The sequence below is a fragment of the Micromonospora sp. DT81.3 genome, from assembly GCF_049847225.1.
Lineage (GTDB): Bacteria > Actinomycetota > Actinomycetes > Actinomycetales > Microbacteriaceae > Microbacterium.
The window spans coordinates 22,193-39,691 of sequence record NZ_JBNCNY010000006.1; the positions used below are offsets into that span (position 1 = coordinate 22,193).

At 69.1% G+C, this 17,499-nt stretch carries 15 protein-coding genes and 1 tRNA gene; 3 read left to right on the forward strand and 13 right to left on the reverse strand.

The genetic code is table 11. The annotated features are described in order from the left end of the window. Positions 1 to 467 precede the first annotated feature (467 nt). Positions 468 to 1,598, forward strand: a complete 1,131-nt coding sequence (locus ACPW96_RS14200; RefSeq protein WP_425883870.1) for a tyrosine-type recombinase/integrase — start codon at positions 468 to 470, stop codon at positions 1,596 to 1,598. Between the two features lie 208 nt (positions 1,599 to 1,806). Here ACPW96_RS14200 and ACPW96_RS14205 read toward each other — a convergent pair. The 7 genes from ACPW96_RS14205 to ACPW96_RS14235 form a co-directional block, all read right to left on the reverse strand. Then, positions 1,807 to 1,878, reverse strand: a tRNA-Arg gene (locus tag ACPW96_RS14205). A gap of 55 nt (positions 1,879 to 1,933) precedes the next feature. Then, on the reverse strand, positions 1,934 to 2,899 hold the full coding sequence (locus ACPW96_RS14210) for an NAD(P)-dependent alcohol dehydrogenase (RefSeq protein ID WP_425883872.1): 966 nt from the start codon (positions 2,897 to 2,899) through the stop codon (positions 1,934 to 1,936). A gap of 123 nt (positions 2,900 to 3,022) precedes the next feature. Next, complete coding sequence (locus tag ACPW96_RS14215; RefSeq protein WP_425883874.1) at positions 3,023 to 6,610, reverse strand: error-prone DNA polymerase; 3,588 nt, start codon at positions 6,608 to 6,610, stop codon at positions 3,023 to 3,025. Positions 6,611 to 6,937: 327 nt separating this feature from the next. Continuing rightward, entirely contained in the window at positions 6,938 to 8,548 is a 1,611-nt protein-coding gene (locus ACPW96_RS14220; RefSeq protein WP_425883876.1) for a DNA polymerase Y family protein, read from the reverse strand. A 1-nt stretch (position 8,549) separates the two neighbouring features. After that, a complete protein-coding gene (locus ACPW96_RS14225) occupies positions 8,550 to 9,263 on the reverse strand; it encodes a hypothetical protein (protein WP_425883878.1) in 714 nt (237 codons plus the stop codon). A gap of 87 nt (positions 9,264 to 9,350) precedes the next feature. Then, a complete protein-coding gene (locus tag ACPW96_RS14230; RefSeq protein WP_425883880.1) occupies positions 9,351 to 10,754 on the reverse strand; it encodes a sensor domain-containing diguanylate cyclase in 1,404 nt (467 codons plus the stop codon). Continuing rightward, the gene (locus ACPW96_RS14235; protein WP_425883882.1) at positions 10,751 to 11,563 is read right to left on the reverse strand and encodes an alpha/beta fold hydrolase; all 813 of its coding nucleotides are present in this window, start codon (positions 11,561 to 11,563) and stop codon (positions 10,751 to 10,753) included. The genes ACPW96_RS14230 and ACPW96_RS14235 overlap by 4 nt, the downstream gene beginning before the upstream one ends. A gap of 165 nt (positions 11,564 to 11,728) precedes the next feature. On the opposite strand from ACPW96_RS14235, the gene ACPW96_RS14240 reads away from it, so the two are divergent. After that, positions 11,729 to 12,490, forward strand: a complete 762-nt coding sequence (locus tag ACPW96_RS14240; protein ID WP_425883884.1) for an EAL domain-containing protein — start codon at positions 11,729 to 11,731, stop codon at positions 12,488 to 12,490. Here the strand turns inward: ACPW96_RS14240 and ACPW96_RS14245 are convergent, their stop codons facing one another. Next, positions 12,491 to 12,745: a hypothetical protein gene (locus ACPW96_RS14245; RefSeq protein ID WP_425820903.1), complete on the reverse strand. Its 255-nt coding sequence runs from the start codon at positions 12,743 to 12,745 to the stop codon at positions 12,491 to 12,493. It abuts the gene before it with no gap. Between the two features lie 38 nt (positions 12,746 to 12,783). Further along, on the reverse strand, positions 12,784 to 13,116 hold the full coding sequence (locus ACPW96_RS14250) for an ATP-dependent DNA ligase (RefSeq protein WP_425820902.1): 333 nt from the start codon (positions 13,114 to 13,116) through the stop codon (positions 12,784 to 12,786). Between the two features lie 115 nt (positions 13,117 to 13,231). Here ACPW96_RS14250 and ACPW96_RS14255 point away from each other — a divergent pair, with 115 nt between their 5' ends. Continuing rightward, positions 13,232 to 14,098, forward strand: a complete 867-nt coding sequence (locus tag ACPW96_RS14255) for a potassium channel family protein (protein ID WP_425820901.1) — start codon at positions 13,232 to 13,234, stop codon at positions 14,096 to 14,098. Here ACPW96_RS14255 and ACPW96_RS14260 read toward each other — a convergent pair. The 4 genes from ACPW96_RS14260 to ACPW96_RS14275 form a co-directional block, all read right to left on the reverse strand. Beyond that, positions 14,089 to 14,664, reverse strand: coding sequence for a cysteine hydrolase family protein (locus tag ACPW96_RS14260; RefSeq protein WP_425883886.1), 576 nt, complete (start codon positions 14,662 to 14,664; stop codon positions 14,089 to 14,091). The two genes, ACPW96_RS14255 and ACPW96_RS14260, sit on opposite strands and share 10 nt — an antisense overlap. Positions 14,665 to 14,753: 89 nt before the next feature. Then, positions 14,754 to 15,251: an HNH endonuclease gene (locus tag ACPW96_RS14265; protein ID WP_425883887.1), complete on the reverse strand. Its 498-nt coding sequence runs from the start codon at positions 15,249 to 15,251 to the stop codon at positions 14,754 to 14,756. 344 nt (positions 15,252 to 15,595) lie between these two features. Beyond that, the gene (locus tag ACPW96_RS14270; protein WP_425883889.1) at positions 15,596 to 16,522 is read right to left on the reverse strand and encodes a M23 family metallopeptidase; all 927 of its coding nucleotides are present in this window, start codon (positions 16,520 to 16,522) and stop codon (positions 15,596 to 15,598) included. A 261-nt stretch (positions 16,523 to 16,783) separates the two neighbouring features. Further along, entirely contained in the window at positions 16,784 to 17,485 is a 702-nt protein-coding gene (locus tag ACPW96_RS14275) for a metal-dependent transcriptional regulator (RefSeq protein ID WP_425820897.1), read from the reverse strand. Positions 17,486 to 17,499: the final 14 nt, after the last annotated feature.

The window sequence follows — 17,499 nt, forward strand, 5'->3', positions numbered from 1 at the left end:
GCACCTCTATCGCAAGCTCGACGCTCTCTACGAGGCGAACCGAACGGGGTCCACCTTAAGCCTCACCCTCGCTCCGACAGTCGGCTGATCACGCGGGGAGGTGAGGACGTAGTGCCGGAGTGAGCGGTTGATAAGCGGAGCTCGTAGCGAAGCGGAGAGCGGAGTCTGCAAATAGCGAACGACAGGAACGGAGTCATCTCCTCCCCGCTACCATCTCGCCGTCGGAGGAAGGGCAACAGCGTCAACGACACCTTGACAAACATAGAAGCGTCGAAAGCCCGGAACGCAGCCGCGGCAGGTCGCTAGACTCTCGGCGGCGGACGGAGGCGATCGCCTCCCGCAGCCCCACACCTGGCGACGTTCTCCAGCATCTGGCTGCATCCCGTTTCTCGGCGTTGACGCAGTCGTTCTGATGTCCGACACTGGCCCGATACTGACCGTCGAGCCGGGCATGAGCGGAGGTCGAGATGGGCAGCATTAGCCCGTACGAATCGGCGAAGGGTCGCCGCTACCGCGTGCGCTATCGCAAGCCGGATCGCACCGAGGCGGAGAAGCGCGGTTTCACGACGATGCGTGAAGCAGAGCTGTACCTGGCCATGGTCACGGTGTCGAAGTCGAAGGGCGAGTACATCGACCCGTCTTCATCGCGGGTCCCAGTTCAGATGTTCGCGGACAGCTGGTTGCGATCAAAGCAGCCGCCTATGTCCAAGCCCTCGTACTACATGACCCTCGAGCGCGCATGGAAGAACCACGTTGCTCCGGTCTGGGCTGACAGGGAGATCTCGTCGATCCGGCGCTCGGAAGTTCAGGACTGGGTGTCGGACCTCGCGTCGCGGAGATCGCGGACGGTTGTCCTGCGCTCCTTGGGGATTTTGGCCGGCATCCTCGACGTCGCCATCGACGATCGTCGTCTCGCCAGCAATCCGGCTCGGCATGTGCGCAGCCTTCCGCGGCATGGGCCGGGGAAACGTCGCGTGTACCTGACGCACGACCAGGTGGCGACGCTGGCGGCGTGCTCGGCGTATCCGACGCTCGTCCTGACGATGGCCTACACCGGCCTCCGCTGGGGCGAGGCGACGGGGCTGCGGGTGCGGAGCGTGAACCGGCTCCGTCGGCGCTTCGTCATCGAGGAGAACGCGGTGATGATCGCCTACGCAATCCACGTCGGCACGCCCAAGACGCATGAGAAGCGTTCGGTCCCGTACCCCGAGCGTCTGGCTCCGATGATCGAGCAGGCGTGCGCCGGCAAGGGCCCCGAGGGGCTGCTGTTTGGCGACGGAGTCAACCACATGCGCAACTCGGGTGCGAAGGGCTGGTTCGCGAACGCGGTCCGGCGTGCGCAAGAGTTCGACCCGTCGATTCCGCGGCTCACTCCTCACGACCTCCGTCACACCGCAGCATCGCTCGCGATCAGCTCGGGCGCAAACGTGAAGGCCGTGCAGAGGATGCTCGGCCACGCGTCGGCCGCGATGACGCTGGACACCTACGCCGATCTCTTCGACGACGATCTGGATGCCGTCGCAACGAGACTGAACGACCAGATGCCGTTGGTTGCGCTGCCGTCGGGTCCGCAGACCCGCTACGCCCGACCTCAGTGACCGCAGAGAGCAGATTGCTCAGTTTTTCGATGAGGCTTGGGACGCCCGAAACGCTCGATTTCGGCGTTCCGCGACGTCCGACGAAGCGCCCCGAAGCGGCTTGTCGGCGCCCTCAGAGTTTTCAGAATGCGGGCAAAAAGCGGGCAAAAACGCCTTTCGTGTGGTCCGACCACACAAGAAATACCTGGTCAGAGGGAAAAAAAGACTGTGCCCCTGGAGGGACTCGAACCCCCAACCGTTTCCTTAGGACGGAACTGCTCTTCCATTGAGCTACAGAGGCTGGCGGCATCCAGTCTACCGATCCACGCGGAGACCACTGGCAACCCTGCACCCGGTCAGCCAGCGTCCGCCGCCACCGCAACGACCACCTTCCCGAGCGCCCGACCGCCGCCCACATACGCTAAGGCGTCCGCCGTCTGCTCCAGCGGGAAGACCCGATCGATGTGGATGCGCACGTCTCCGGCGACGCAACGCTCGGCCACAGCCCCGAAGTGCTGAGGCCCTTCTCGCACAACCAGTACCCCCAGGCGCGCACCGGTGACCAGCCCGAGTGCCGCACCGACCGTGAGGACCCGCAGCAGCGCGCGCACCGTCCCGCCGACAACGAGGTACCTGCCCCCGCGGGCCAGCGCCCGGCGGTAGGCGAAAACCGAGCGTGACGCGACAAGATCGATGATCACGTCGTACGGACCGGTGCGGGTGAAGTCCTCGACTCGATAGTCGATCGCCCGATGTGCGCCCAGCGACCGGATGAAGTCGAGCTTTCCCTCGTTGTCGACGCCGGTGACGTGGATGCCGGCGGCAGAGGCCAACTGCAGGGCGAACATGCCCGTGCCTCCCCCGGCGCCGTTGAGCAGCATCCGCTCTCCCCTCTTCGCGCGGCCGACGGCTTGCGCCGCGATGGCACCCGCCTGTGGGATCGTCGATGCCTCGGCGAAGGACAGTTGAGCGGGTTTGGGCGCCAGTACCGACTCCGGTGCCACGACGTACTCCGCGAAGCCGCCCATGCGGGTGAGGTTGTCTCCGAAGACCTCATCACCGGCCGCGAAGCGGGTGACGCCGGCGCCCACGGCAGCGACCCGGCCCGCGATGTCCGAGCCGAGGATGCGCCGAGCCGGTCGGGTCAGTCCACCGAAGCGCGCGTACATCGGCGAACCCCGCAGCCCCTCCCAATCACTGAGGTTGACCGAGGTTGCCACGACCTCGACGAGCACTTGGCCCCGGCCTGGTGACGGTGTCGGGACCTGCTCGACCCGCAGTTGGTCGGGCATCCCGTAGTGGTCGTACACGACGGCCTTCACATCAATCCGCCGTTCCCCCGGAGATGTGACCGGGCGCTGGCTTCAGCGTACGGGTCGCTATGTCTCCTGTCTCAAGGCAGGCGTCCGAAGCGAGGGGAAAGGGGTCGACGCTGCAGCCGACGCTCAGCGGAAGTCGCGGGAGCGGTGATCGATCTCGACCCTGAGGTCTTCGAAGCGGTCCGCGAGCAGGTTGGTCACCCCCTCGGTCGAGCGCTCCAGGATCCCGCGGACGATCAGGGCCGGAGCATCCCGCACGACGCGGCGATAACGGTTCCACATCCCCACGGAGCAGATGACGTTGACGAGACCGTGCTCGTCCTCGAGATTCAAGAACGTGACCCCGGATGCCGTGGCCGGACGCTGCCGGTGCGTCACCAGCCCCGCGACCTCGACCCTCCGGCCGGTCTCGTTCGTACGCAGATCGCTAGACGTGAGCACCCCTCGAGCGTCGAGACCGGATCGGTAGTGTGTCATGGGATGGTCGTCGGTCGAGATGCCCGTGGCCCAGAGATCGGCGGCGAGACGCTCGTAGCTCGAGGGATCGGCGAACAGCGGCGGCTGCACGGAGATGAGCGAGTCGGGGAGGAACTCGGCACGGTCCTGGGCCGCGGAACCGGCGAGCCAGATCGCCTCCCGCCTGCTGAGACCCAGACACTCGAAGGCTCCGGCCGTGGCCAGGGCCTCTAGCTGCGCCGCGGTGAGGCCGGTGCGGCGGACGAGGCTGCGGAGGTCGGTGTAGGGGCCGTTGGCCTCACGTTCGGCGACGATCCGCTCGGCGACGGTCTTGCCGATGCCGGTGACCGCCGCGAGGCCGAGGCGAACGGCGAAGGCTCCGTCGCGGCGGTGGGCGGCGGATTCGTCTGGTGAGTGGAGGTGAAAGTCTCCGACAGGGGGTTGGATGCGCTCGGCGCAGGAAGGGAGTCCGGTGGGGCCCTTCGTCTCGGTCGCTGCGCTCCCTCGCTCAGGGACCGGGGAGAGAGTGGGCGACGCCTCGACGGGCTCGGCGACCGGGTAGAGGGTGGGCGACGCCTCGACAGGCTCGGCGACCGGGGAGAGAGTGGGCGACGCCTCGACGGGCTCGGCGAGCGGGGTAGGGGTGGGCGACGCCTCGACAGGCTCGGCGACCGGCTCCAGGGTGGCCTCGACGCCCGAGCGGAGGAGGTCGGGGCGGCGGACCTCTACGCCGTGCCGGCGGGCGTCGGCCGTGAGGGTTGACGGCGAGTAGAAGCCCATCGGCTGGGCGCGCAGGAGGCCCGCGAGGAAGGCCGCGGGGTAGTGCAGCTTGATCCACGAGCTCGCATAGACGAGCAGGGCGAACGAGAGCGAGTGGGATTCGGCGAAGCCGAAGTTCGCGAACGCCTGGATCTTCGCGTAGATGTCGTCGGCCGCCTGGCCGACGAGCCCGTTCGTCGCCATGCCCTCGTAGAGCTTCTCGCGCAGCGAGTCGATGCGCTCGATCCCGCGCTTTGAGCCCATCGCGCGCCGCAGCAGATCGGCATCCTCCCCCGTGCACTCCCCCACGGCCATCGCCATCTGCATCAGCTGCTCCTGGAACACCGGCACCCCGAGCGTGCGCTCCAGGACAGGGGCGAGCTTCGGATGCGCGTAGGTCACCGGCTCCTGGCCGAGCTTGCGGCGCACGAACGGGTGCACCGCGCCGCCCTGAATGGGACCCGGACGGATGAGCGCGATCTGCACCACGAGGTCGTAGAAGCGCCGAGGCTGCAGGCGCGGCAGCAGCCCCATCTGCGCGCGGGATTCCACCTGGAACACGCCGATCGAGTCGGCGCGGCACAGCATGTCGTAGACGGCCTTCTCCTCCTTCGGCAGGGTGGCGAGCTCCCAGTCCTCGCCGGTCGCCTCCCGGATGAGATCGAAGCAGTACTGCAGGGCCGCCAGCATCCCGAGGCCCAGGAGGTCGAACTTGACGAGGCCCATCCACGCGGCGTCGTCCTTGTCCCACTGGATGACTGTGCGGTTCTCCATGCGGGCGTGCTCGATGGGCACCACCTCCCCGACGGGCCGGTCGGTGAGCACCATGCCGCCGGAATGGATGCCGAGGTGCCGCGGCGCCTTCAACAGCTCCGAGGCGTACTCGATCACATGGGCGGGGATGTCGTGGTCGGCGCCCGTGTCGAGGGTGGCTCCCCATCGCTCCACCTGCTTCGACCACGCATCTTGCTGACCCGGCGAGTGACCCAGGGCCTTCGCCATGTCTCGGACGGCGTTCTTCGGGCGGTACTGGATGACGTTGGCCACCTGCGCGGCCCGTTCCCGGCCATAGGTTGCATAGACCCACTGGATGATCTCCTCCCGCCGGTCGGAGTCGAAGTCCACGTCGATGTCGGGCTCCTCATCACGCAGGCTCGAGAGGAATCGCTCGAACGGCAGCTGGTAGGCGATCGAGTCGACGGCGGTGATGTCCAGCAGGTAGCAGACCGCGCTGTTGGCGGCGGATCCCCGTCCCTGACAGAGGATGCCGCGGCGCCGGGCCTCCTGAACGATGCCGTAGACGATCAGGAAGTACCCGGGAAAGTCCTTGAGCTCGATGACGCCGAGCTCCTTCTCGATGCGAGTCCGGTCCTCCGGCGCGAGGTCCGGGTACTTCCGCGGCACCGCCTCCCACACGAGCTGCCGGAGCCACGACATCGGCGTGTGACCCTGCGGGACCTCCTGCTTGGGCAGAGCGGGCTTCGCCCGACGCAGGGGGAACGCCAGCTCGTCCGCCAGGGTCACCGTGCGGGCGACGGCCCCCGGATACCGGAAGAAGCGCTCCTGCATCTCGGCGCCCGAGCGCAGGTGCGCCCCCGCGTGCACGGGGAGCCAGCCGTCCAGTTCGTCGAGGCCCCGATTCGCCCGGACGGCGGCGACGGCCGCCGCCAGCCGCGCCCGCTCCGGCGCGGCGTAGTGCACGTTGTTGGTGGCCAGCAGGGGAAGGCGGCGCTCCGCCGCGAGCCCGGCCAGCACGTCGTTCGTCCGCGTGTCGAGCGGGTCGCCGTGGTCGAGCAGTTCGACGTGCACGGCATCCGGACCGAAGAGCGTCGCCAGCCGGTCGAGCTCTCGCCCCGCGGCATCCGGACCGTCGTCGGCCAGGGCTCGCCGAACGACGCCCTTGCGGCATCCGGTCAGCACCGCCCACTGACCATCGGCCTGCGCGGCGAGCTCTTCCAGGTCGTACGCGGGACGCCCCTTCTCCGAGCCGCTCAGCTGCGCGTGCGTCAGTGCGGCTGCCAGGCGGTGATACCCCTCCTCGCCGCGCGCGAGCACGAGAAGGTGTGCTCCGGTGGGGTCTGGTTCGCCGCCCCTCGCCGGACTCGGAGACCGATCCTGATTCCCGAGCGACAGCTCGGCCCCGAACACCGTCCTCAGCTGCAGCGCCTCCGCCGCCTCCGCGAAGCGCACGATGCCGTAGAAGCCGTCGTGATCGGTGACGGCGAGCGCGTGCAGGCCGAGGCGCTCGGCCTCCTCGGCGAGCTCTTCGGGAGACGACGCCCCATCGAGGAAGGAGAACGACGAATGGGCGTGCAGCTCGGCGTAGGGCACGACGTCGTCGGGTCGCTCGATGACCGGCGCCACGTACTTGCCCCGTTTGTACGACCACGCCGGGCTGTCGCCCCCGTCTGCGCCGGCCGGAACCCCCCGCGGGCGACGGGTGTCGCTGAGGGTCCGCTCGATCTCCGACCAGGGCACGGGAGGGTTCTGGAAGCCCATCAGGAGGCCGACCCTTCGACAGGCTCAGGGACCGGCATCCGCGACCCTTCGACGGGCTCAGCGACCGGCATCCGCGACCCTTCGACAGGCTCAGCGACCGGCATCCGCGACCCTTCGACGGGCTCAGCGACCGGCATCCGCGACCCTTCGACAGGCTCAGGGACCGGCATCCGCGACCCTTCGACGGGCTCAGGGACCGGCATCCGCGACCCTTCGACGGGCTCAGCGACCGGCATCCGCGACCCTTCGACAGGCTCAGGGACCGGCATCCGCGACCCTTCGACAGGCTCAGGGACCGGTTCGACAGGCTCAGGGACCCGCATCCGCTCAGTCATAGCGCGCCTCAGCGACCCACGCGCCGTCCTCGCAGACGAGCAGCCACGCCATCCCCTCGGCGTCGATGATCTGCACCCGGTGCGCGCGCCGGGCGCGCGCGGCATCCCATCCGCGTTCGAGGATCGGCCACGGCCCCGCCCACGCGTCGATCGCCATCCGGCGACCGCCCTCGAGGAACATCGCCGGGGGTGCCGTGACCCTCCCCCGGTCATCGATGTCGACGGGCACCCCGCCCGGAGAGGCGACCTGCACCGGCACGGGGTCGGGAAAGACCGTCCCCGGCAGGGGGTCGGGCAGGCTTCCCGGCCACGGACGCGACCGCTCCTTCGCCAGCACCGCGCGGTCACCCCACGGCACGAGCACCTGCCGCTCGGCGAGCCAGCGGCCGCCGCCGATCGCCGGCGTGAGCACACCACGGTGCCCCAGCATCGCCTGTACCCGCGAGAGCGCGTGGTGCAGGCGCTCTTCGGGTCCCGAGCCGAAGATCGCCGCAACGTGGTGCGACGCCTCGTCCACCGCTTCGGGCGCGATCCGCACGAGCGAGACGCCGCTGGAGAGCACGCTCTTGCCCTCGGGCTCCTTCGCCGCCTCACTCAGCTGCCACCGCACGCGGTCGACGACGGATGCCGCGTCGAACGATCCCGGATGCAGCCACACCCGCTCGCTGCGCTCTCCCCGGTCTCCCCGGAGTTCCACTCGCAGCTCCGTGCAGACAAGCCCCGCGGCGCCGAGGCGTGCGACGAATTCGTCGGCCGCGATCCGGATGCCGAAGGCCACCTGCTCCGCCATCTCGAGGGCGGGCTCGAATGCCACCTCGCGGTGCAGCTCCGGTGGCGGCACCCGGGGTTCCACCTCGCGTGAATCCTGACCGGCGGCCAGGGAATGCAGCCGAACACCACGGTCGCCGAACCTCTCCCGCACACGATCCGGGTCCATCTCGGCGAACTGACCCAGGGTTCTGACCCCCAGCCGGGCGAGCAGATCGACCAGCTCCGCTCCGGAGCCGACGGCGGCCGACGCATCGATCAGGGTGGCGACGGACAGGGGTGCCAGGAATCCGGCCGCTCCGCCGTTCGGCACGACGAAGACCGGGTCTGAGACCCCGGTGCCGATCCGTGCCGCCTGCTCGGCGGTGAAGGGCCCGTCGGCGATGCCCGCCCGCACGCCCTCGACCCCTGAGGCGCCCTCTCCCCCGCCCTTCCGCAGCGCCGTCAGCAGCACGCGCGCCGCCTCGACCTCGCCCCCGTAGTACCGCGCCGGGCCGCGGATGCGCAGCGCGCACATGCCGGGCCGCAGGATCTGCACTCCCGGCGCCCGCTCTTCGACGACCGCCACGAGAGGAGCGAACTCCCGCTGGTCTCGCATCGGATCCGCCGCGACGACCGCGAGACCCGGGCACAGGGCCTGCGCATCGCGACGCCGCTGCCCTCGGCGAACGCCCTCCGCCCGAGCGGCCGCGGAACACGCCACCACCGTGTTGTGCTCCATCACGGCGATGGCCGGACCGGCATCCAGCGGCTGTGCACGCTCGCGCGCCAGCGCGGTGACCGGCCAGTCCGGAAACCACAGCACCAGGCTTCGCACCGGCGCTCCGGGTCGCATGTCAGCCCACCGCCTCGAGGGGCTGGTACTCCGGCAAGGGCGTCTCCCGCACACGGCGTTCGATGGCGGAGACCGCTCCGTCGGCGCCGGGCAGCATCACGCGGCCGCGCCGCGCCACGGGCGTGCGCCGGCTCGTCACCGTCACGGTCACCTCGCGCCCGGCGAGGTAGCCGTGCCCTGGGCCGAGGCCGCTCCACTGCGACTCCTCGATCCCGATCGACGCCTCGGCCTGCGGCCATGGGCCCTGCACCAGCAGCACGGTGCCTCGATCGCGGAGCCGGGCGGCGAGCCGCGAGACCTCGGCGTCCGCCGCGCGTCGCGGTGGCCGCACCGCCACGACGGGCAGCACCTCGGCGATGGTCGCCGTCACGGCGAGCCAGCGATCGCCGGGATCGGGGATGAGCACCAGTCGGGGCAGCTCGACGCCCATGCTCTCGGCCGCCTCGGCGCCGAAGTTCGGCATCCCGACCACCCCGCACCACGATCCCGCCTGCGAAGGCGGTGCCAGCAGGGCGAGCAGCAGCGACGCGGACGAACTGAGCGAGTACGCGGCACCGGTACGCAGCCCTCCCCCGGGGAGGAGCGACGCGAGCGCCGGATGCGCGGGGAGCACCGGAGCATCGAGCCTGCGCCCCTGCGCCCGCTCGAGCTGCGCGCGGAGCCGCAGCACGTCACCGCTGCGTTCGTCCTGCTGCGCACCCACGATCGCCCTCACTCCCACAGGCTAGAACAGATGTTCTAGTCGGTCAACGTAGTGAGGCGATGCTAAGGCTGGCCTCCGACACCCGGAGGCCCGTTTCCATCAACTATGTTCGAGAGTCGGAGGGTGCAGCTGCTCGTGCGACACGTTGTCCTTGCCGCTGCCCTTGGACTCGTACATGGCCGCGTCCGCGCGGATGAGCAGTTCTTGAGGCGACGGCCGGCCGTCGACCTCGGGGCTGTAGGTCGCGACCCCGATGCTGGCCGACACCCACAGGGGCTCGGGGCCGGCCTCGATCTGGTGACGACTGAAGGAGCGGAGTCGCTCGGCGATGGATGCCGCCGACCTGGCGTCGGCGGTCGGGCAGATGACGACGAATTCGTCGCCGCCCATCCTGCCCAGGATGTCGTCCGCGCGCACGGCGTTGCGCAGCCGCTCCGCTACTTCGCGCAGCACCGCGTCCCCCGCCGCGTGACCGAGTCGGTCGTTGACCGCCTTGAACCCGTCGATGTCGAGGAAGACCAGCGACAGGGCGTCTCCGCTCCGCTCCGCGTCGGCGATGGCCGCATCGATGCTCTGCAGCAGCAGCTGCCTGTTGGCGAGCCCCGTCAGCTGGTCGTGCAGCGCCATGTGCGAGAGCTGTCGCTGCAGCCGCACGCGCACGAGCGTCTGCGACGCCTGCCTGCCGAGGGCGCGCTGCAATTCGAAGAACTGCGCGTCGAAGTCGCGCTGCCGCGAGAAGAGGCAGACCAGGATGCCGAGCTGCTCACTCTCGGTCGACAGCGGCATGATGCTGAGGGCATCCAGCCGCGCTGCCCGGAGCCCCGCCGCGAGGTCGGGATAGTCCGTGTCGGCGTCGTCGACGGTGACCACGATCTCGACCGGAGAACGCCGCAGCGTTTCCACGGGCGCGACATTGCCCCAGAGCGGGTTGGTCCCGGCGGCGAGGTGCAGTTCGCCGGCTTCGTCGTAGAGCAGCACAGAGGCATGCGTCGCTGCGAAGGCTTCGCGGGCGATCTCGGCGAACGACTCGACGACGTCTTCGTCGTTCGCGCTCAAGCCGAAGGTGCTGGAGACGTCCTGCAGGATGCGCACGCGGGACTCGGATGACTCCGCCGACCTGCGGGCGTTCACGAGCTCCCGCTCGTACTCCAGGCGCTCGGTCGCATCGAACACCGCGGTGCGCACCACTGCGGACGCACCCTCGGGGATGAGCACCGAATTGACGAGCACCGGCATCGGCATCCCATCCGCCGTCACCATCGTGAGCGCGACCTGGTCCACGCGCCCTTGCAGGTGCAGCACGGGGAGGTGCCGGGTCGCGTAGAAGAGCTTGCTGCCGGGCTCCAGCAGCGACGTGAAAGGGCGACCGACGAGCTCGTCGAGCCCGTAGCCCATCCATTCGAGCAGCGTGGCGTTCGCCTCGAGGATGGTCCCCTCCGCCGTCGACGACAGCAGCCCGCAGGGTGACTCGTTGTACCGCCTCTCCCACTCCCCCTCGTTCATGCGAGATGTCGCCGGATCTCGGCGACGAGCTCCGCAGCCCCGGAGAGGATCGGGACGTGCCCGGTGGTGGAGAGCACCGTCAACCGGCTGCCCGGGATCGAGCGATGCACGTAGTGACCCACCTCCAGAGGCGCGATCACGTCGTCGCTCGACTGGATGACGAGTGTGGGAACGGACACCTCGGGCAGGTCGTTCCTGTTGTCCGAGAGGAACGTGACCCGCGCGAAGTGCCGGGCGATGGCCGGGTCGATGCTGCAGAAGCTCGCCGTCAGGCCGTCGCCGAGCTCGGGGCGATCCGGATTTCCCATGATGACCGGCGCCATGGTGCCCGACCAGCCGAGGTAGTTCGCATCCAGCGTGTCGAGCAGCGCCTCGATGTCGACGCGCTCGAATCCACCGAGATACGCCTCGTCGTTGACGTACCTGGGGGACGGCCCGACGAGGATCAGCTCGCCGAAGCGGGACGGATCACGGTTGGCCGCGAGGACGCCGATCATGCAGCTCACCGAATGCCCCACGAAGATCACGTCGTGCAGGTCGAGGGCTTCGAGGATCTCCAGCACGTCCTGCGCATACCCGTCGAGCGAGTCGTATTTTCCGCGGTCGTATGCCGCGATGTCGGAGTTGCCGGAGCCGACATGATCGAAGAGCACGACCTGGTGGTCCTCCTCGAATTCCGGCGCGATGAGGCGCCACGATTCGAGACTGCAGCCGAAGCCGTGGGCGAAGATCATCGCGCGACCGTCGGCGTTGCCGCTCACGAGAACGTTGTTCCGCGTGAGGACCTCGTCGATGGATGTCGGTGCCACTGATCCTCCCCAGGAGTCGCGCCTTTGCCGGCCCATAATTCGTCCAGTCAGATCGTAAGCGAATCCGCGCCGGAAACGGCTACGGGAGGCAGGGCGAACTGTACGCCTCCTGCGGGTAATCGGCGTGGCATTGCGTTCCCGCCCCGGTTAGGACTGACTGGAACCATGGAAGACATCGAAGACCTGACCGCCGCGCTCGGCGGCGCCGTCTCGCGAGGGGAGGTCTTCGCCGTCTTCCAGCCCCAGGTGGCACTCGACACCGGCGACGTCGTAGCCGTCGAGGGGCTCTGCCGCTGGCGGCATCCGGAGCTCGGTCTCATCGCGCCGGACCTGTTCATCCCCCTTGCGGAGCGCACGGGAGCCATCCACGAACTGGGCGCCTTCATGGTCGACGAATGCCTCGAGGCGGTGGATTTCTGGCATGCCGGCGGACAGTGCGTCGAGGTGTCGGTGAACGTCTCCCCCGTCCAGCTCGCCGATGCGTCCTTCGCTGAGCTGCTCGCGGCAAGGCTGGGCGATCGAGCGCTTCCGCCGAACTCCTTCACCGTCGAGATCACCGAATCGCTGCCCGTGACCGATCTGCCGATGATCGTTCCGCGCCTGGTCGCCCTGCAATCGCTCGGCCTCGGCGTCGCTCTCGACGACTTCGGCACCGGTCACGCATCCTTCGACCAGCTCGATCGGCTGCCCGTCACGGAACTGAAGATCGACCGGTCGCTGATCCAGGGCGATCAGGCGGATGGCGACGAGGTGCTCGTCGGCATCATGGCCGTCGCACACGCACGCGGGCTGCGCGTGGTCGCCGAGGGCATCGAGACCGCGGCGCACCTCGCGCTGGCCCGCTCGCTCGGTTGCGATCGTGCCCAGGGCTTCCTGCTGGGGCTGCCGATGGTCCGGTCGGACGTCGATCGTCTGATCGCGGCCTGATCAGAGGTCGGCGAAGCTTTCGCGCTCGGTGGTCTCGGCGGGCTCCGGGTCGCCGCCGATTTCGAGCTTCGTCCACACCACCGGCATCCCGGGGGAGAAGAGGATGTCGATGCCGGGGCCGGATCGCAGTGGCGGGATGTTCACGTATCCCCCACCGGCACGGATCGCCTGCAGGATGTTCTCCCGCAGCTCCGTGACAGGGTCGGGCAGAAAGTAGTCCCGCCCGTCGACGGTGAGTCTGTTGACGATTGTCATCGATTTCCCCTCTTCAGCACGAAGTCCGACACATCAGGCTACGGCCGCCCGACAGCCTTGGGCTTCGTCGCGGGCGCCGGCTCAGGAAGCAGCTCGAGCCCGTTCGGGCTGTTCGCCGTCTCCATCAGCGCGTCGATCCACGCCCGGTTGAGGGACGCTTCATGGCCGCCGAAGAATTCGAACTGCAGGGGTATCGCCGGATGGATCCAGAACGAGCTCCGACCGCTGCCCTGCACCGTCTCGTACTTCCACGAGAAGCTGAAGCTCTCGGAGCGGCGCAGCTTGGCCAGCATCACGATACGCAGGTGCGCCAGTGCGCGGTCTTCGAACTCCACCGACCACGACGGCGTGCCATAAACGAACTTTCCCACTGAACCTCCCAGTCGGCATCAAGTCTCGCATGAGCGCGCGCGCCCAGTCGCCAGCACGGGGCGAGGCGGCCCTCGTTTTCGCCGCCGTTGCCGCTCGCCGGGGTAGCGTGAGGCTGTGAACTGGCAGGTGTTGAGCACGGTGCTGGGGGTGGCGCTCATCGTCTACGGACTGTCGGACGTCTTCCTCACCCTCGTGCATCCCCATGCCCGCGGCCGGCTGACGCGCGGCATCGTCGCCGGGGTGTGGATGCTGACATCCGGCCTCGGCAAACGGGCGAGGGCCGCGTCGGGTCCGGTCGCGGCCATCAGCGTGGTGTTCGTCTGGACCGCCACGCAGGCGGTGGGATGGGCGCTGGTCTACTTCCCGCACATCCCCGACGGGTTCCTCTACAGCGAAGGCGTGGATCCCGACCGCTATCCGAACCTGCTCGAGGCGCTCTACTTCTCGATGGTCTCGCTGTCCACCCTGGGATTCGGCGAGGTCGTGCCGGTCGATCCCGTCATCCGGATGGTGTCGCCGCTGCAGGCGGTGACCGGATTCGCGCTGCTCACGGGTGGCGCGACGTGGCTGCTGCAGCTGTTCCCGACCCTCGCGCGCAGGCGCGGGACGGCGCTCTACCTGACCTTCCTCGGCCGTTCGCGCTACGCGGAGACGCTGGAAGACCTGGATGCCGTCGCTTCCTCGAGCGTCGTGCACTCCGTCGCCCAGCAGCTCGGCAGCGTGCGCGTGGATCTCAGCCAGAGCCCCGAGTCGTACTACTTCCGCGAGGGCGAGGCGCCGACCTCACTGGGTCACGCGCTGCCGATCGCGCAGCGCCTCGCCGACGCATCGCGCGCGTCGAAGCACGCCGACCTGCGCGTCGCCGGCGCGGTGCTCGATGAAGCCCTCGAAGACCTCGGCACCTGCCTGCGCGACAACTTCGCCGCGCACGGCGAGTCACGAGCGGAGCTGATGGAGTCCTTCGCCCGCGATCACTCCTGATCCCGGGCGTCGAGAAGCGCGTCGGTGGCCACGATCGACGCGAAGCCACCGGCCTGCAGGTCGAGCGCCGTGGTCGCCATGAGCTCCGACGCCGTGCGCGTGACGGGACCGAGTCCCGCGATCTCGGCAGAGAGGTCGAACGTGCGCGTCGCATCCAGCGCCACGGTCACGTCGTAGCCGAGGTTCCCCGCCATGCGGGCGGTCGTCTCGACGCACATGTTGGTCTGGATGCCGCACAGGACGACATCCCGGATGCCGCGGCCGGCGAGCCAGGCGTGCAGGTCGACATCGCCGTAGAACGCCGAGTTGACCTGCTTGCGCACGAAGAGGTCGGGTGCCACGGCGGCAACGGGCTCGACGAGGGCGTTGCCGGGGCTGTCCGGGTGAAGGGGCGAGTCCGGCGACGTCGAGTCGTGGCGCACGACGACGATCGGCTCTCCACCGGCCACCCAGGCATCGATCAGACGCGCGACGTTGGCCTCGCAGTGCGGGTTGGCGGTGGCACCCCAGAAGGATGCGTCGTCGAAGCCGCGCTGCATGTCGATGACGAGGAGCGCTCTGTTCATCCCTCCATCACATCACGCGCGGATGGCTCTGGCGTCCCGGAGCCGAGCGCGGCGCCCGGGCCCGCGCCGCGCGCGCCGCGCCCGCCGCGTCAGGCGGCGAGCGCCAGGTACGGCTCCCACCGTGGATCGGCGCGCTCGGTGCCCCGCACCGACCACCCCGTGCCGTGCGGCGGCCTGGGGGTGAGGCGCAGCGACCACGACATCTCCTGCGGCGTGCGGTCGCCCTTGATGTTGTTGCACCGCAGGCAGCACGCCACGAGGTTCTCCCAGGAGTCGGCCCCTCCGCGGGAACGGGGAAGCACGTGGTCGATCGTCGATGCCGCCTTGCCGCAGTACGCACAGCGATGGGCATCCCGGCGCAGCACCCCGCGTCTGGTCACCGGCACCCGTCTGCCTCCGGGAACGCGAACGTATCTCGTCAGCACGATGACCGCCGGTCGGTCCCATGCCGCCGACGTGCCCCAGACGGGGTCGTCTTCGATCCGCTCGATGATCGTCGCCTTGTCGTTCATCACGAGCACGATCGCCCGCTTGAACGACACGACGGCCAGGGGCTCGTAGCCCGCGTTCAGCACTAGGGTGCGCATCCGTTGTCCTCTCGAAGATGCCCGGAAGGCTTCCGGGTTCTCGATCTGTCTCGACGTGGGATGAGCGATGGGTGCGGGCACGAAAAAGGCGCTGTCTCAGAGACAGCGCCTTACCGCCACGGCAGAGCCGTGGCCTCCGAGCGAGCATTGCCGAAGGACGTAACGACCGAGTGCATCCATGGTGCGGATGCCAGGTATTCGTTCCATCGGCTCCCCTTCGCTGATCGCAGCGTCGAGTTTCAGGGTAACCCACGCCCACGACACGTGGGTCGCAGGGATCATGAACGCGCGGTGGCGTGTCGGTGCCGCGGGGGCGCCGACGCAGCTGCGTCGAGGAGGAGTCGTCAGCCGGCGTTGGCGTTGAGCCAGCTGATGGGGTCGACCAGCTGGCCACCGACGCGCACCTCGAAGTGCAGGTGGTTCGCGGTCGAGCGACCGGTGCTGCCCACGAGGCCGATCACCTGTCCGGCCTCGACGTACTGGCCCGACGCGACCTGCCGGCTGCCATAGATCATGTGCCCGTACAGCGTCGAGACGCTCTGACCGTTGATGACGTGGTCGATGGTGACAGCGACGCCGTAACCGCCGTAGCTCTCCTGCGACACGCGCACGACGCCCGCCGCCGAGGCGAAGATCGGGTTCCCGCCGCCGGTGAGCATGTCGACGCCCTGGTGGGCTCCGCCCCGCGACATGAAGCCGTCGCCCTGCGTGAAGCTGTTGAGGGGCCAGCGGACCGCTCCGGAACCGGGCGCCACCATGTTGAGGTCGACGTTGGAGCGACTGGATGTCGGAGCAGACCTGACGGTGGCGGCGAGTCGGGCGCGCTCCGCGGCGGCGGCCGCGGCCGCGGCGGCGGCCTCCTCGTCCTTCTTCTTCTGGATCTCCTCCGGCGTCGTCGCCGCGTAGGTGTCGCGTCCGAGGTCTGGTGTGTCGGCGGCCGAGGCCACCACGAGCGACTGGGCGCCGTCGGCGGCGACCTGCTGCAACGTCACCGCATCCGCCGTCGGCTTCCACGCGCCATACGCGGGAAGAGCCACGGTCGCCACGAGTCCGGCCACGATCGCCAGAGTCGCCAGGCTGCGTGCCGGCTTGGCGGCGGCCTTCGCCGCGCGCTGCGGAGCGGCCCGCACGTCTCGCGCCGGCCTGCTCTTGCGGGCGGGGCGGCCCGCAGCGGGTCGAGTGCTCGGGTGGCGGCGCGCGCGCCGTTCGGGCGTCAAACTCGTCGCGTCGGTTTCGGGTACGTCCGCAGACGAATCGATTGGTTCAGCCAAGCTGGGATCCTCCGTCGCCTCTGCGCTGTGAAACGCTGGTTCGTCGGCACTCTGTTACTTCGGGCACTTTGTGCAGGCTTCGCCGTGCGGATGACGAACCGGTGAGGCAATCCGCGCGGGGTCCGACGGCTGGCTTCTGCCTGTGGACGCTCCCACGCTACCCGAATGTAACGTTTCTGTCACCTTGAGCCCCTGGCAATGAGCTGAAAACGCTTCCCGCGCCGGTCAATCCGGCTCTGAAATGCCCGGTCAGGGCGCAAATCAGCGCAGTTCGTCGACCAAGAAGATGTGCGAGGCGACCTCGACGGGCAGCTCGAGCCCCTCGTCGTTGCCGTCCATGTGCACGAGCACGTAGCCCTCGCTGTAGCGGTAGTCACCGCGTGCACCGGGCAGCACGCCCGCGGCGCGCAGCTGCTGGAGCAGCTCCGGGTCGACCTGGGCGGGCTCCGCGAGGCGGCGCACCGTTCCCTCGATCGGGCCCCCTGCGGCGTTGAGGCGCGTGACGAGCCCGACGACACCCTCTTCGAAGGTGCGGGCGGGCGAATCCCCGAGCTGATCGAGACCCGGAATCGGGTTGCCGTACGGCGACTCCGTGGGGTGCCCCAGCAGCTCCACCAGGCGGCGTTCCACCTGCTCGCTCATCACATGCTCCCAGCGGCATGCCTCCTCGTGCACGTATGCCCAGTCGAGCCCGATCACATCGGAGAGCAGTCGCTCCGCGAGCCGGTGCTTGCGCATCACGTCCACGGCCTTCTGCCGTCCCGCGCCCGTCAGTTCGAGCGTTCGGTCCTCCGAGACCACGACGAGGCCGTCGCGTTCCATGCGGCCGACCGTCTGCGACACGGTGGGCCCGGAGTGTCCGAGGCGCTCCGAGATGCGCGCGCGAAGGGGAACGATGTTCTCCTCCTCGAGCTCGAGGATCGTGCGCAGATACATCTCGGTCGTGTCGATCAGGTCGGTCATGTAGCCCTCGTTCG

Excerpts from the sequence above, each read along its gene's own strand:
- ACPW96_RS14240 (WP_425883884.1), top strand. The coding sequence starts at position 11,729 with ATGGAAGACATCGAAGACCTGACCGCCGCGCTCGGCGGCGCCGTCTCG.
- ACPW96_RS14275 (WP_425820897.1), bottom strand. The coding sequence starts at position 17,485 with ATGACCGACCTGATCGACACGACCGAGATGTATCTGCGCACGATCCTC.
- ACPW96_RS14245 (WP_425820903.1), bottom strand. The coding sequence starts at position 12,745 with ATGACAATCGTCAACAGACTCACCGTCGACGGGCGGGACTACTTTCTG.
- ACPW96_RS14200 (WP_425883870.1), top strand. The coding sequence starts at position 468 with ATGGGCAGCATTAGCCCGTACGAATCGGCGAAGGGTCGCCGCTACCGC.
- ACPW96_RS14260 (WP_425883886.1), bottom strand. The coding sequence starts at position 14,664 with ATGAACAGAGCGCTCCTCGTCATCGACATGCAGCGCGGCTTCGACGAC.
- ACPW96_RS14220 (WP_425883876.1), bottom strand. The coding sequence starts at position 8,548 with ATGCGACCCGGAGCGCCGGTGCGAAGCCTGGTGCTGTGGTTTCCGGAC.
- ACPW96_RS14230 (WP_425883880.1), bottom strand. The coding sequence starts at position 10,754 with ATGAACGAGGGGGAGTGGGAGAGGCGGTACAACGAGTCACCCTGCGGG.
- ACPW96_RS14215 (WP_425883874.1), bottom strand. The coding sequence starts at position 6,610 with ATGGGCTTCCAGAACCCTCCCGTGCCCTGGTCGGAGATCGAGCGGACC.
- ACPW96_RS14265 (WP_425883887.1), bottom strand. The coding sequence starts at position 15,251 with ATGCGCACCCTAGTGCTGAACGCGGGCTACGAGCCCCTGGCCGTCGTG.